Here is a 14,134-nt window from a genome sequence, read left to right as displayed (position 1 = left end):
TGACTACGGCCGGCTCAGCCGGTTCCGTAGGCGTCGTACCCGGCCAGCAGGTGCGCCCGCGTGCCCGTCAGGTGCGGCTCGATGTCGCGGACCCGCGCCAGGGCCAGGTCCGCCGGCGCCAGGCCCGACACGCGCAGCAGCAGGCCCGGCACCTCGTCGAGGATCGCCAGCCAGCCGCGGCCCAGGGCGTCGCCCAGCGGCTCGTCCGGCCAGCGGGAGAACTCGCGGGGCACGCCGTCCACCGGGATCGTGACGCGCTCCGGGGCCGGGGTCGAGGCCGCGCGCAGGGCGCGTTCGACGCTGCGGCGGTCGGTCCTCGTGGCGACCGTCGCGGCCATGCGCAGGTCGATCAGCTGGGGCATCGGCGGGCCGGCGGTGGTGATCACCTCGACCCAGGGGCCGTCCGGGGCCGGAGCGGTGGCCGTCACGGTGGTGCCGGGCGAATCCCGGCCGGCGCTGGCCAGGGCCGGGGCGGCGGTCGCGGTGAGGGGGGCACCGAAGAGCAGGCCGGCGTGCATCAGGCGGTCGTCTTCCCAGCCCCACGCGCCCAGGCGGCACGGGCCCGGCCAGGTCGCCGGGCCGTAGAGCGGCAGGGTCGCGGCGTTCGCGCGGACCCGGCCGGCCTGCTGGTCGATCAGGGCTGTGAATTCGATCCGGTTGAGTCTCCCCCCGTATCGCATGGGTCCGATCGTGCCGCATGCATCACCCCATGCGGACGGCGTGGATCCCTCGGCGCAACCCCTCCCCTATGCAATTTGCGGTAAGGGGTCACGGGTCGACACGCACCGCACGGAGGCGTCTACGCGCAGTACCGGGCCGCGTTCACCATGCGGACGTCGATGTCCGGCATTCGGGAGCGCGGCCGGGCGTCAGACGACCTCTTCGATCTTGGCGGTCGCCACGTCGAAGATGAAGCCGCGGACGTCCTCGCGGTGCGGGATCCACGGGCACTCGCGGACCGTGCGGATCGAGTTGCGCATGGTGTCGTGCAGGTCGCTGAAGCCCGGCACGTTCCAGGTCGGGGTCACGCCCGTCGCGGCCAGCTCGGCGCGGAACTCCGGATCGTCGAAGCCCTCCATGCCGCACTCGGTGTGGTGGATGAGCACCACCTCGCGGGTGCCGAGCTTGCGCTGGCTGATCGCGAGGGAGCGCAGCACCTCCTCGGTCGGCAGGCCGCCGGCGTTGCGGATCAGGTGGGCGTCGCCGATCTCCAGGCCCAGGGCGCCGAAGAGATCCAGCCGCGAGTCCATGCACGAGATCACGGTCAGGCGCAGCTTCGGGCGCAGCGGGCGCGGGCCCGGGAAGGTCTCGGCGTACCGGGCGTTCGCGTGGATCAGGTGGTCGATCGCGGACATGAACCGAGTGAAGCATGTTCGTCACCCGAACGGCTGATGTGTTGGTCACACGAGGCCAAAGTCACCCTGGCCGGACGGCCGGAGCACGAGCATCGAGACATCGGGCCGGACCGTTAAGGTGCTCGGGTGACTGACTGGGACGTGGCGATCATCGGCGGCGGGCCGGCGGGACTGTCGGCCGCATACGAGTCCGCCCGGCGAGGCGCGCGCACGCTCGTCCTGGAGAAGGCGACGCACCCGCGGTACAAGACATGCGGCGGCGGGCTGATCGGCCAATCGGTGACGGCGGTCGCCGATCGCATCACGATCCCGGCCGACGACCGCATCGAGCGGGCCGACTTCACCCACGACGGGCGGGCGGCGTTCACGCGCACATCCGGGCGGCGGCCGCTGCTGGCGATGGTCCGGCGGCCCGAGTTCGACGACGCGCTGCGGCTCGCCGCGGAACAGGCGGGTGCGACGGTACGGCAGGCGACCCCGGTCCGCGCCGTCGAGCAGGACGAGGGCGGGGTGCGCATCCGGCTCGCCGGCGACGAGACGGTGACGGCCGCGGCCGCGATCGGGGCGGACGGGTCGTCGGGGGTCACGGCGCGGCATGTCGGCGTCGAGTACGGGCAGGTCGACCTCGGGCTCGAGGTGGAGCTGCCGATCGGCGCGGACCGGCAGGCGCAGTGGAAGGGGCGGCTGCTCATCGACTGGGGGCCGCTGCCCGGCTCCTACGCGTGGGTGTTCCCGAAGGGTGACCTGCTCACCGTCGGGGTGATCTCGGCGCGCGGGGACGGCGAGCGGACCAAGGCCTATCTGCGGGACTTTCTGGTGCGGCTGGGGCTCGACGGGATCGAGCCGGTGCACGACTCGGGGCATCTGACGCGGTGCCGTACGGAGTCCTCGCCGCTGCGCCGCGGCAACGTCATCGTCGCCGGGGACGCCGCGGGGCTGCTCGAACCGTGGACGCGGGAGGGGATCAGCTTCGCCACCCGCTCGGGCGCGCTGGCCGGGGCGGCGGCGGCCGGGAAGGACCTGCCGAGGTACGAGCGGGATGTCACCGAGACGCTGGTGCCGACGATGCGGGCCGGCAGCCGGCTGCTGGCCGTGTTCGCGCGCCATCCGCGGCTGTTCCACAATCTGCTGCGCACCCCGCCGGGCTGGCGCATGTTCGAGCGCTTCTGCCACGGGGAGACGTCCTTCGCGGGCACGGTCGAGCGTTTTCCTGTACGGCAGGCGCTGCGCCTGCTTGGCTGATGTCCATGAGATTCCGCGCGACCCTCGAGCTGCACGGCAGGACCGCGACCGGCATCACCGTGCCCGCCGAGGTCGTGGAGGCGCTCGGCACGAGCAGGAAGCCGCCGGTGACGGTGACGATCAACGGGTACACGTATCGCAGCACCGTCGCCTCGATGCGCGGCGCGTTCCTGCTGCCGGTCTCGGCCGAGGTGCGGGCCGGGGCGGGGGTCGCGGCCGGCGACACGTTCGACGTGGACGTCGAGCCGGACGGCGCGCCGCGGACGGTGGAGGTGCCGGCCGACCTGGCCGCGGCGCTGGACGCCGAGCCGGCGGCGCGGGCGCGGTTCGACGCGCTGTCGTACAGCAACCGGAGCCGCCACGTGCTGTCCGTGGAGGGCGCGAAGACCGCCGAGACCCGGCAGCGCCGCGTGGCCAAGGCGGTCGCGGCGCTCCTCGACGAGGCTATTTGACCAGGATGCCCAGCGCCTGGGCCAGGGCGGGTGCGAGCTCCATGAGCTGACGCTCGTCCACGGTCGCGCCCCGCAGCGCGTCGGCGCCGTCGGCGACGTCGAGCTCGCGGGCGCCGCGGAAGTCCACCTTCTTGCACGTCACCTGGGAGAAGCGGGCGTTGCGCAGGGACGAGCCGGGGAAGGTGACGTTGGTGAGGCTCGCCCCGGCGCAGTCGAGCTCGTTGAGCTCGCAGTCCTCGAAGACGACGTCGGCGAGCGTGGCCCCGCGCAGGTTCAGGGTGTCGATCTTGCAGCCGCGGAAGGTGACGCGGCGCAGCCGGGAGCTGTACGCCTGCACGCCCGCGAGCGCGCTGTCGAGCACGGCCACGTCGAGCCACTCGCCGTCGGCGACGCGCACCCCGACCCAGCGGTTGCGGCTCAGCCACACGTCGCTGAACCGGGCCCGTTCGAGGCCGACAGTGGTGAGGCTCGTGCCGGTGAACGCGGACTCGATGAACTTGGCGCTGGTCGCCTCGCCGCCGTCGAACGCGGCCCCGTCGAAGTGGACCTCGGTGTAGTCGCCGTCGGGCACGAGGGGTTCTCCGTCGGCGTGACGCTGGAGGTAGGCGGCGTACGGGAGTTCCCCCAGCGACTGCGCGACGGCCATGCGCTCAGCCTATCGGCCCGGTCGTCGAGCGCACGACGAGCCGCGGCCGGAAGACCAGCTCCTGGTGGCGGTGGCCGGCGGCGTCCTCGGACAGCAGCAGCTCGGCGGCGACCCGGCCGAGCTCGCGGATCGGGCGGGCGATCGTGGTCAGCGCGGGGCGCACGTGCGCGGCGAAGGGCAGGTCGTCGTAGCCGACCACGGACAGGTCGCCGGGCACGCGCAGGCCGCGGGCCTCCAGGCCGCGGATGAGGGCGAGCGCGACGACGTCGTTGACGCAGACGGCGGCGGTCGGCGGGTCGGCCCGGTCGAGCATGGCGCTGATCACGGCGTCGGTGCCCTCGGCGAACCCGGCGGGGGCCATGCGCAGCTCGACGAGGTCCGCGGCGCGTTCCTGCCGCCGGTCTCGGCCGCGGGAGGCCGCGGCGAGGCCGTCGCGGCGCTGGCGGACCGGCTCGATGTCGGGGCCGGCGGTCACGAACGCGATGCGGCGGTGGCCGAGGCCGATCAGGTGTTCCCCGGCCAGCCGGCCGCCGAGCTCGTGGTCGACGGCGACGGCGCACAGGTCGGTGCCGGCCTGGCGGGCGTCGAGCAGGACGACGGGGGTGCCGCGGGAGCTGACGGCGGTCAGGCGCTGCGGCTGCTCGCCGGTCGGCGTGATGATGACGCCGCGCGGGGACTGCTCCTCCAGCAGCCGCAGGGCCCGCAGCTCCTTGTCGGGGCTCAGGTCGGTGCTGCACGCCAGCAGCATGCAGCCGGCCTCGTCGAGGTGGTCCTCGATGCCGCGGTTGAGCTCGGCGTAGAACGGGTTGCTCTGGTCGAGGGTGATCGAGCCGACGAGCCGGCTGGGCAGGCCGCGCAGCTGCCGGGCGGCGGCGCTGCGGACGAAGCCGATGGCGTCCATCGCCGCCTCGACCCGGGAGCGGGTGGCCTCGGCGACGACGGCGGGGTTGTTGAGGACGTTGGCGACGGTGCTGACGGAGACGCCGGCCGCGGCCGCGACGTCGCGCATTCCCCGGCGCCTGCGCGCGTCCTGGACCACGACGCGCACGATACCGGCATCGATCAAGTCGCCTGCTTCGATACTCGCCGCGTCACGCGGCGGGCGGCCGACCCCGCCGCCGAAGGCGACCACGTCCAAGCCGAGCCGGCCGAGCCGGGTCACACGGCCGGCGGACCCACCCCGCCGCCGGTGAGCAGGCGCGCGATCGGCAAAGTGGCCGCACCGAGCGCGACCGCGTCCAGGCCGAGCCGGGTCACACGGCCGGCGGACCCACCCCGCCGCCGGTGAGCAGGCGCGCGATCGGCAGGGTGGCCGCGCCGAGGGCGACCGCGTCCAGGCCGAGCCGGCCGAGCTCGATGCGGGCCTGGGCGAACGGCTGGCGCAGGGCGTGCCGACCGGCGGAGGCGCGGATGCGCGGCAGGACGTCCTCGAGGGCGAGCGCGGCCCAGCCGCCGAGGACGACGAGCTCCGGGTTGAACAGGTTGACGAGGTTGGCGACGCCGGCGCCGAGGTAGTCGGCGGTCTCGTCCAGGGTCGCGCGGGCGGCGGGCTCGCCGGCGGCGGCCGCGGCGGCCAGGGCGGTGAGCCGGGACTCCTCGTCGCGGCCGGGGGCCGGGCGGCCGGAGCGCTCGCGGTAGCGCTCGAGGATCGCCTCGGCGCCGGCGTAGGCCTCCAGGCAGCCGGCGGAGCCGCAGCGGCAGGGGCGGCCGCCGTAGACGAGCGTGGTGTGGCCCCACTCCCCCGCGCTGCTGGACGCGCCGCGGTAGGTGGTGCCGCCGGTGACGACGGACGCGCCGACCCCGGAGCCGAGGAGGGCGAAGACGGCGTGGCGGTGGCCGCGGCCGGCGCCGAACCACATCTCGGCCTGGCCGAGGGTCTTCGCGCCGTTCTCGAGGTGCAGCGGGACCCGGGTGCCGGCGCGCAGGAGCGCCTCCAGCGGTACGGCGTCCCATCCGAGCGTCTGCGCGTGCACGAGGGCACCCTCCGGCCGCTGCTGGACGATCCCGGAGACGCCGACCCCGGCGCCGAGCACCTCGCGGCCGGCCGCGACCGCGTGCAGCCCGGCGAGGATGTGCCCGGCCACGGCCTCCGGCGGTGTCCCGCCCGGCTCGATCGGGTGGTCGTGCTCGGCGAGCCGGCGCAGGCCCAGGTCGAACAGCTCGACGCGGACCCGGGTCTCGCCGACGTCGACGCCCGCGACGACGGCGAAGCCGGGGTCGACGCGCAGCATCATGCTGGGCCGGCCGCCGTCGGACTCCAGGGCGCCGGCCTCCTCGACGATCCCGTCGTCGATGAGGTCGCTCACGACGTTGCTCACCGCGGGCTGGCTCAGGCCGGTGCGGCGGGACAGGTCCTGGCGGGTGAGCGGGCCCTCCAGGAACAGCCGGGTCAGCAGGGCGGAGCGGTTACGGAGTCGTACTCCTCGATTGCTCGCCCGCTCGACCTGCACGCCAGCCCCCGTCGTCGTCGCCGCCCGCGCTGGCAACTCTAAGGGCAGAGACCTTGACGCACGATCTGAGCACCATTTAAATGACGACATAAATTAAGTCTCGATCGATTGCGTCTCGATAGATAAGGGACACCGCCGCCACCCCTCCTGTCGAGAAGGGCCCCGCCATGCCGCTGCGACGCGCCATCCTCAGTTTCGCCGCGCTCACCCTCTTATCCGGGTCGGTCGCGGCGTGCGACGACCCCGCGGCCGACGCGAAGACCCTCGTCTACTGGGCCAGCAACCAGGGCCCGAGCCTCGACTTCGACCGGGCCACCCTGCAGCCGCAGCTGGACGAGTTCGAGCAGCGCACCGGCATCCACGTGAAGCTCGAGGTGGTGCCCTGGTCGGACCTGCTCGACCGGCTCATGGCCGCGACGAAGGACGACGGCGGGCCGGACGTGGTGAACATCGGCAACACCTGGTCGGCCTCGCTGCAGGCGACCGGGGCCTTCGTGCCCTTCGACGGCCGGACCCTGGACAAGGTCGGCGGCCGGGACCGGTTCGTGCCCAACGCGCTGGCCGCCGCGGGGGCGCCCGGCACGCCGCCGTCGGCCGTGCCGCTGTACTCGCTGTCCTACGCGCTGTACTACAACAAGCGCATGTTCGCCGACGCGGGCATCGCGAGCCCGCCGAAGACCTGGGACGAGCTGGTCGCGGACGGCAAGCGGCTCACCAGGCCCGCGAAGGGGCAGTGGGGCCTGGCGATCGAGGGCGGCAACCCGGCCGAGAACGCGCACCACGCCTTCACCTTTTCGCAGCAGTACCGCGGGCAGTGGTTCGCCGCCGACGGCAGCCCCACCTTCGACACCGACGAGAACGTCGCGGCGATCAAGCGCTACGTCGGGCTGATGGCCGACGAGCACATCGTCAACCCGGCCGGGGCGGGCTACGCGAAGAACGAGTCGCGGGCCGACTTCGCCGCTCGCAAGGCCGCGATGCTGCTGTGGCAGGCGGCCGGGCCGTCGCTGCAGCAGGCCGGGATGAACCCCGACGAGTACGGGGTCGCCCCGATGCCGTTCCTCGCCGACCCGTACAAGGCCGGCGGCGTGCGGATCAACAGCATGGTCGCCGGCATCAACATGGCCGTCTACAAGCACACCCGCAACCTCACCGGCGCGCTGGAGTTCGTCGAGTTCATGACCAGCGACCGGGAGCAGATCATCCTGAACAAGGCCTACGGCTCGCTGCCGTCGGTGCGCTCGGCCTACTCCGACGCGGCGTTTCGCACGCCCGAGCAGGAAGTGCTCTTCCAGGTGCTCAACTCGACCGCGGCCCCGCTACCGCAGGTGCCCGAGGAGAGCCGGTTCGAGACCCTCGTCGGCACGGCGATGGCGGAGCTGTTCGCCGACGCGGCGGCCGGCAAGCCGGTCACCACCGAGTCCATCAAGGCCAAGCTCAGCTCGGCCGAAGGCAAGATCTGACCTGAGGAGAACCGCCCCGTGCTGGATCTGTCCGCACTCCCGCCCGGCTTCATCTGGGGCGCCGCCACCGCCGCCTACCAGATCGAGGGCGCCGCCGCCGAGGACGGCCGCAAGCCGTCCATCTGGGACACCTTCTCGCACGCGCCGGGCAACGTCGACAACGGCGACACCGGCGACGTGGCGTGCGACCACTACCACCGCTGGCCCGAGGACGTGGCGCTCATGCGGCGGCTCGGCCTGGACGCGTACCGCTTCTCGGTCGCCTGGCCGCGGGTGCTCCCCGACGGCACCGGCGCCGTGAACGCGGCCGGCCTGGACTTCTACGACCGGCTCGTGGACGCGCTGCTGGCCGAGGGCATCCGGCCCTTCGCGACGCTGTACCACTGGGACCTCCCCCAGGCCCTGCAGGACGCCGGCGGCTGGCCGAACCGGGACACGGCCCTGGCCTTCGCCGACTACGCCGCGATCGTGGCCGGGCGGCTCGGGGACCGGGTCGCCGACTGGAACACCGTCAACGAGCCGCTGTGCGTGTCCTGGATCGGGCACCTCGAGGGCCGCATGGCGCCGGGTGAGCGCGACCTCACCCGCGCGGTGCACACCTCGCACCACGTGCTGCTCGGCCACGGCCTCGTCAATCGGGCGATCCGGGCGAACGCGCGGCTCGCGCCGAACGTGGGCATCGTGCTCAACCTGAGCCCGATCGAGCCGGGCAGCGACCGGCCCGAGGACGTCGCCGCCGCCGTGCGCGCCGACGGGCACACCAACCGCTGGTGGCTCGACCCGGTGTTCGGCCGCGGCTACCCGGCCGACATGGTCGAGTGCTACGGCGTCGAGCCGCCGGTGCGCGACGGGGACCTCGGCATCATCGCGGCGCCGACCGAGTTCCTGGGCGTCAACTACTACTTCCGCCAGATCGTGGTCGACGACCCGGCCGGGACGGCGCCGTTCGCGCGGCAGATCCCGGTGCCCGGGTCGCTCGAGACGGCGATGCCGTGGGAGGTGTACGCGAAGGGCCTCGAGGACATCCTGGTCTCCGTGGCCGGCACCTACCGCCCGGCGAGCATCCTCGTCACCGAGAACGGCTCGGCGTGGCACGACACCGTGGAGGCCGGCGGCGAGATCCAGGACAAGGAGCGCACCGACTACCTGGAGGGGCACCTGGACGCCGTGCGGCAGGCGGTGCTGCGCGGGGCGCCGGTCGACGGGTACTTCGCGTGGTCGCTGCTGGACAACTTCGAGTGGGCGTACGGCTACGACAAGCGGTTCGGGCTGGTCCGCGTCGACTACGACACCCAGGCGCGCACGATCAAGGCGAGCGGGCACCGGTACGCGGAGCTGATCGCCGCGCACAAGCGTTCACGCGAAGCCGTGATCTAGGCTCGGATTCGGGCGCCGCTGGGTATAGAGGACGAGGCAGCGCCCGAATCAGAAGCCTTCGAGGGGATTTCGACATGACGCAGCAGACCGACAGCTGGGATCCGGATCCGGACGACGAGGGCCAGCTGTCCGCGGAGGACACGCTGTCCGACCGCGGGCTCGACGACTCCCTCGACGAGGGGTACTCGCCGCCGGAGAAGCCGCGTGGGGTGACCGCGTTCGGGGTCACCCAGGCCGAGGCCGAGCGGGGTGAGTCGCTCGACCAGCGGCTGCGCCAGGAGGAGCCGGACCCGTCCACCCGCCCGGACCTCGACGACTACGGCCGCACCACCGAGTCCGGCGAGTTCTTCGACGGCGGCGAGGTCGGCGACCGGCGGGCCGGGCGGCTCGTCGCGCCCGACGAGGGCGTCGGCGAGGACGAGGAGAAGGACGAGATCGGCTCCGACGTGGGCATCGACGGCGGCGCGGCCTCGGCCGAGGAGGCTGCCATGCACATCGTGGACGACCGCGACCTCTGACGGCGCGCGGCGGTGGCCTGGTAGGCGAGGGCCGCCGCCGCGACCAGCCCCGTCCACAGCAGGTAGGCGCCGGTCAGGGCGAGCAGGCCCACAACGGAGGCCAGCGCGACGGCGGCCGTGCGACGGGCGGCGGAGCGGCGCGGGAGCAGCTTCACGGCGGCGGCGGTGCCCAGCAGGTACACCACGACGAACGATCCCGTCGTGAGCAGCATCAGGGGCCGGGGACCGAGCCCGGTCGCGGCGGCCACCGCGAGCGTGGCGGCGGCGAGGGCGGCGACGACCGCGAGGCTGCGGCGGGGCACCTGGCCGGCGTCGGCGCCGCGGCCGAACCAGGCCGGCAGCCCGCCGTCGCGGCCGAGGGCGGCGCCGAGGCGGGCGGCGCCGGCGAAGTAGGCGTTCATTGCCCCGGCGGTCAGCAGCAGCGCCACGACGGCGGTCAGCGCCCGGGCGCCGTGGCCGAAGCCGAGCGCGAGCAGGTCGGCCAGCGGCGCGTCGGACGGCTCGGGCAGCACGAGCTGGCTGGTGGCGGCGACGGCGAGGTAGAGCACGCCGACGACGGCGACCGCGATCCAGGTGGCGCGGGGCACGTCGCGGCGCGGGTCGCGGTAGTCGGCGGCCAGGGACGTGAGCGCCTCCCAGCCGGCGAACCCCCAGACGAGCACCGCGATCGCCGGGCCGATCGCGGCCCAGCCGTGCGGGGCGAACGGGCGCAGGTTGGCCGGGTCGGCGTGCGGCAGGGCGGTGACGATCGCGGCCAGCAGCAGGGCGACCAGGGCCGCGGCCAGGCCGAGCTGGAAGCGGCCGCTGAGCCGGACACCGCCGAGGTTCGCCGCGGTGACCAGCGCGACCAGGGCCGCGGCGGTCAGCAGCGTCGTGCGCTGGCCGCCGCCGAGGACGGCGGTGACGTACGCGCCGCCGAACGTGGCCGCGGGCAGGGCCCCGACCGGCACGGCGAAGTAGAAGGCCCAGCCGACCACGGCCGCGGCGCGGGGGCCGAACGCGCGCCCGGCGTAGGAGGCGACGCCGCCGGTGTCGGGGAAGCGGGCGCCGAGGGCGGCGAAGGTGAGCGCGAGCGGGGCCGACAGGGCGACGAGCGCGACCCAGGCGGCGAGCGACGCCGGGCCGGCGACCTGCGCGGCCAGCCCGGGCAGGGCGATGACGCCGGTGCCGAGGACCGCGCCGACGGAGAGCGCGGCGCCCTGCTTGACGGTGAGCATGCCACCGACGCTAGGGTCGGATTTGGCCCCGCTGAAGGGCCAATCCCGCGCATGATCGATTGGGCCAAGCCGGTGGACCTGCACATCAGCCTGGAGGGCCGCGGCGACCGCACCGACCGGATCTACCGGCAGCTGCGCGACGCGATCCTCGACGGGCGGCTGCGGCCCGGGGAGCGGGTGCCGCCGAGCCGGGAGCTGGCCCGGGACCTGTCGGTCGCCCGCAACACGGTCGCCGCCGCCTACGACCGCCTCGTCGGGGACGGATTCCTCGCCGGGCGGTCGGGGGCGGGGACGTTCGTGTCGTACGGCGGGTCGCCCGCCCTCTCCCGCCGCGCGCCCGCCGGCCCGCTGCGGCCGACGCCGCGGTTCCTGGGGATTCCGCCCGACGCGTCCCCCACCCCCGGGGCCCGGCTCGACCTGCGCATCGGGCACCCCGACGCGTCGCTGTTTCCGCTCGCCACCTGGCGGCGGCTGCTGGCGCGCTCGGTGCGGGCGTCCGCGGAGTACGACGATCCGGCCGGGCTGCCGCCGTTGCGCGCGGCCGTCGCCCGGCACATCGGGTTGTCGCGCTCGGTGCGGGCCGCCCCCGCGGACGTGCTCATCACCGCGGGCGCGCAGCAGGGGCTCGACCTCGTCGCGCGGGTGCTCGTCGAGCCGGGCGCGGTCGTCGCCGTCGAGGAGCCCGGCTACCGGCCCGCCCGGCGGCTGTTCGGCAGCCACGGCGCGCGGGTCGCCGGGGTGCCGGTCGACGCCGACGGGATCGTCGTGGACCGCATTCCCGCGGCGGCGCGGCTGGTGTACGTCACCCCCTCCCACCAGCACCCGCTGGGCACCGCGATGTCGCTTCCGCGGCGCACCGCGCTGCTGGCCTGGGCCCAGGAGCACGGCGCCGCGATCGTCGAGGACGACTACGACAGCGAGTTCCGCTACTCCGACCGGCCGCTGGAGCCGCTGCAGAGCCTCGACCGCACGGGCCGGGTCATCTACGTCGGCTCGTTCTCCAAGACGCTGCTGCCGTCGCTGCGCCTCGGGTTCCTGGTCGCGCCCGAGGCCCTGCGCCCGGCGCTGCGCACGGCCCGCGCCCTGGCCGACTGGCACGGCGAGCCCGCGGCGCAGGCGGCCCTCGCCGCGTTCATCGACGAGGGGCTGCTGCGGCGGCACCTGCGCAAGGTCGGCCGGGTGTACGCGGCCCGCCACGACCTCGTGGTCAAGGCCGCCGCCGGGCCGCTGGCGCCCTGGTTCGCGCCGGTCCCGTCCAGCGCCGGGCTGCACCTGGCACTGCGCTGCACCGGACCGGTCGACGTCGGCGCGCTCGTGCGCGCGCTGCGGGCCGCGGAGGTGGCCGTGGAGCCGTTGTCGCATTTCTACGCGTCCCCGGCCGACGATCCCGGGCTCGCCATCGGGTTCGGCGCCATCGCCACGGCCGATCTGCCGGCCGCCTTGGACCGGCTGACCGACACGGCGGCGGCCCTGAGCCGCTAAGTTCATACCCATGCTCGCCCGCCGCGCCGTCGTCCTCGCCGCGCTCGCGATCACCCTCACGGGGTGTTCCGCCAAGCACCACCAGGCCGGGCCCGGCGCCACGCCGGCCGCCCCGGACCCGGCGACGCTCGTGGCCGGGCCCTCCTCGCCGGCGCCGTCGACCGCCCCGCCGAGCGCGGCCCCGCCCGCCGCGGGGCTGACCACGATCACCTACACGCAGGCGGCGGCCGGGTTCCCGGCCGACCCCGACCAGGCCTCGACCGTCCCGCTGACGGAGGGGCTGCAGGTGCGGGAGAAGCAGCCGGTGTACGACGGGGTGGGGGGCACGGCGCGGGCGTACCTGACCCCGCAGATCAGCGGCGTGAACCTCGTGATGCCGGTGGTCGCCCGGCAGGACGGCTGGGTGGCGGTGCTGCTGCCGTCGATGAACCGCAGCATCGGCTGGCTGCCGCCGGGCGGCTGGAGCACCACCCCGCTGCGCGACCAGATCGTCGTGCACCGCGGCGCCTACACGCTCACCTGGGTGCGCGACGGCCAGGCCCAGCAGACGTGGACCGTGACCGTCGGCGCGCCCGCGACCGAGACGCCGCTCGGGCGGACCTTCGTGCTGGGGCGCTCGGCGCAGCCGAGCAAGGTGTACGCGGGGCTGGACGTGCTCGCCCTCGGCGCGGTGCCGGACGACAAGAAGGCCGTCGCGAGCGGGCTGGCCGACGCACACACGGGCATCCACGCCTGGTACCGCAACGAGTTCGGCTACCGCAAGTCCAACGGCTGCGTGCGGATGCCGCCGGCGGCCCAGAAGACCCTGCTGGACAACATCGGCTCGGGCACCTCGGTGGTCGTGCTCCCGTAGGGATCGGATCGGGGTGACCGGCGGCGGACCCGGCAGCGACGGCGCGCAGCGCCGAGCGGTGTCTGGCGGGAGCGACGGTCCGCACCACCGCGGACCCGAGTCATGTGCTTGGGTTTGCGCGGGACCGTTCGGGGCGGCGATATGTCGGGCGCTTCGCGCCGCGACATATCGGACATTTCACGATTTAGCGGTATCTCATGCCGTGTTCAGGGGTTCGCCGGTCTCCAGCAGCGACTTCAGGCTCGCGATCAGCTCCGGCCAGCCCTCCGACAGGCCCGGGAGCACCGCGCTGCCCTCCTCGAAGCCGTCGTGCGTCACGGTGAGCTTCACGTGCTCGCCGCGCGGCTCGAGCTCGAACGTCACCTTGGAGCGCGGCTCCCCCGCGACCTCGTCGAGGTAGCGCTCGTCGATGTCGTAGGCCTTGGCCCACTCGGGGGTGAGGCTGTGCCATGAGTACGACAGGCGGGTGAACGGGTCTGCGACGAGCACCACCTGCTCGGGATCGGCGAGCACCGTGTCGTTGCGGTCGAGCCGCCAGGTCATCACGGAGCCGGGGCGCCAGTCGGTCTCGAAGGCCAGCCCCCAGTACTGCCGGGTGAACGCGGGGTCCGTGATGCCCTTCCAGAGCTGCTCGGGCGTGGTGCGGATGTAGGTCGTGTAGACGAACTCGGGTCTGCTCATCGATGGTCCCTCCAGAGCCTTCTTGAGGTCGGCGAGCGCGTCGACCCGCCGCCGGTCGTAGCGGCTGATCCAGCGCTCGGCGATGTCGCTGATCGGGGCGGCGTTGAGGTAGTGCAGCTTCTCCCGGCCCCGGCGGACCGTGGTCACCAGGCCGGCCTCCTCCAGCACGGCCAGGTGTTTGCTGACCGACTGGCGGGTCATGTCCAGGCCCGCGCAGAGCTCGCGCAGGGTCTGCCCGTTGGCGTGGTTGAGCCGGTCGAGCAGCGCGCGCCGGCTCTCGTCGGCCAGCGCCCGGAACACATCAGTCACCGTCGCACCTTAATACGCAGCCTTTCGGTTGCCTATGTTAGGCAGCCATTTGGTTGCCTGTCAACGCGAACGAGTGACTGGGCGAACCT

The 14,134-nt window shown here is 74.1% G+C and carries 13 protein-coding genes and 1 pseudogene; 7 read left to right on the top strand and 7 right to left on the bottom strand.

Annotated features, from left to right (window positions below; all coding sequences use genetic code 11):
• Window positions 1-14: 14 nt before the first annotated feature.
• The gene (locus tag ABT369_RS30730) at window positions 15-680 is read right to left on the bottom strand and encodes a hypothetical protein (protein ID WP_350617206.1); all 666 of its coding nucleotides are present in this window, start codon (window positions 678-680) and stop codon (window positions 15-17) included.
• A 189-nt stretch (window positions 681-869) separates the two neighbouring features.
• Window positions 870-1,355 (bottom strand): beta-class carbonic anhydrase, encoded by a 486-nt coding sequence (locus ABT369_RS30725; protein WP_350617204.1) that lies wholly within the window; start codon window positions 1,353-1,355, stop codon window positions 870-872.
• Between the two features lie 126 nt (window positions 1,356-1,481).
• Between ABT369_RS30725 and ABT369_RS30720 the strand changes: the two genes are divergently transcribed.
• A complete protein-coding gene (locus ABT369_RS30720; RefSeq protein WP_350617202.1) occupies window positions 1,482-2,597 on the top strand; it encodes a geranylgeranyl reductase family protein in 1,116 nt (371 codons plus the stop codon).
• Between the two features lie 5 nt (window positions 2,598-2,602).
• The gene (locus tag ABT369_RS30715; protein ID WP_350617200.1) at window positions 2,603-3,049 is read left to right on the top strand and encodes a YdeI/OmpD-associated family protein; all 447 of its coding nucleotides are present in this window, start codon (window positions 2,603-2,605) and stop codon (window positions 3,047-3,049) included.
• Here ABT369_RS30715 and ABT369_RS30710 read toward each other — a convergent pair.
• The 3 genes from ABT369_RS30710 to ABT369_RS30700 all read right to left on the bottom strand — a co-directional run bounded on the left by ABT369_RS30710 (window position 3,042) and on the right by ABT369_RS30700 (window position 6,145).
• Window positions 3,042-3,695, bottom strand: a complete 654-nt coding sequence (locus ABT369_RS30710) for a pentapeptide repeat-containing protein (protein WP_350617198.1) — start codon at window positions 3,693-3,695, stop codon at window positions 3,042-3,044. The two genes, ABT369_RS30715 and ABT369_RS30710, sit on opposite strands and share 8 nt — an antisense overlap.
• Before the next feature lie 4 nt (window positions 3,696-3,699).
• Complete coding sequence (locus tag ABT369_RS30705; RefSeq protein ID WP_350617196.1) at window positions 3,700-4,761, bottom strand: LacI family DNA-binding transcriptional regulator; 1,062 nt, start codon at window positions 4,759-4,761, stop codon at window positions 3,700-3,702.
• 187 nt (window positions 4,762-4,948) lie between these two features.
• On the bottom strand, window positions 4,949-6,145 hold the full coding sequence (locus tag ABT369_RS30700; protein ID WP_350617194.1) for an ROK family transcriptional regulator: 1,197 nt from the start codon (window positions 6,143-6,145) through the stop codon (window positions 4,949-4,951).
• A 167-nt stretch (window positions 6,146-6,312) separates the two neighbouring features.
• On the opposite strand from ABT369_RS30700, the gene ABT369_RS30695 reads away from it, so the two are divergent.
• From ABT369_RS30695 to ABT369_RS30685, 3 genes are all read left to right on the top strand, one after another.
• On the top strand, window positions 6,313-7,608 hold the full coding sequence (locus ABT369_RS30695) for an ABC transporter substrate-binding protein (protein WP_350617192.1): 1,296 nt from the start codon (window positions 6,313-6,315) through the stop codon (window positions 7,606-7,608).
• Window positions 7,609-7,626: 18 nt separating this feature from the next.
• Window positions 7,627-8,985 (top strand): GH1 family beta-glucosidase, encoded by a 1,359-nt coding sequence (locus ABT369_RS30690; RefSeq protein ID WP_350617190.1) that lies wholly within the window; start codon window positions 7,627-7,629, stop codon window positions 8,983-8,985.
• A 74-nt stretch (window positions 8,986-9,059) separates the two neighbouring features.
• On the top strand, window positions 9,060-9,503 hold the full coding sequence (locus ABT369_RS30685; protein WP_350617188.1) for a DUF5709 domain-containing protein: 444 nt from the start codon (window positions 9,060-9,062) through the stop codon (window positions 9,501-9,503).
• A gap of 20 nt (window positions 9,504-9,523) precedes the next feature.
• On the opposite strand, the pseudogene ABT369_RS30680 reads toward ABT369_RS30685, so the two are convergent.
• Window positions 9,524-10,720, bottom strand: a pseudogene (locus tag ABT369_RS30680) (APC family permease); the annotation flags it as partial.
• Window positions 10,721-10,771: 51 nt separating this feature from the next.
• Between ABT369_RS30680 and pdxR the strand changes: the two are divergent.
• Both pdxR and ABT369_RS30670 read left to right on the top strand, forming a co-directional pair.
• Window positions 10,772-12,202: a MocR-like pyridoxine biosynthesis transcription factor PdxR gene (gene pdxR / locus ABT369_RS30675; RefSeq protein WP_350617186.1), complete on the top strand. Its 1,431-nt coding sequence runs from the start codon at window positions 10,772-10,774 to the stop codon at window positions 12,200-12,202.
• A 10-nt stretch (window positions 12,203-12,212) separates the two neighbouring features.
• Entirely contained in the window at window positions 12,213-13,055 is an 843-nt protein-coding gene (locus tag ABT369_RS30670; protein WP_350617184.1) for a L,D-transpeptidase, read from the top strand.
• A 195-nt stretch (window positions 13,056-13,250) separates the two neighbouring features.
• On the opposite strand, the gene ABT369_RS30665 is transcribed toward ABT369_RS30670, so the two are convergent.
• Window positions 13,251-14,045 (bottom strand): ArsR/SmtB family transcription factor, encoded by a 795-nt coding sequence (locus ABT369_RS30665; protein ID WP_350617182.1) that lies wholly within the window; start codon window positions 14,043-14,045, stop codon window positions 13,251-13,253.
• Window positions 14,046-14,134 lie beyond the last annotated feature (89 nt).

The sequence above is a fragment of the Dactylosporangium sp. NPDC000244 genome (assembly GCF_040300725.1).
Lineage (GTDB): Bacteria > Actinomycetota > Actinomycetes > Mycobacteriales > Micromonosporaceae > Dactylosporangium.
This window is presented reverse-complemented; position numbering and strand designations above follow the sequence as displayed.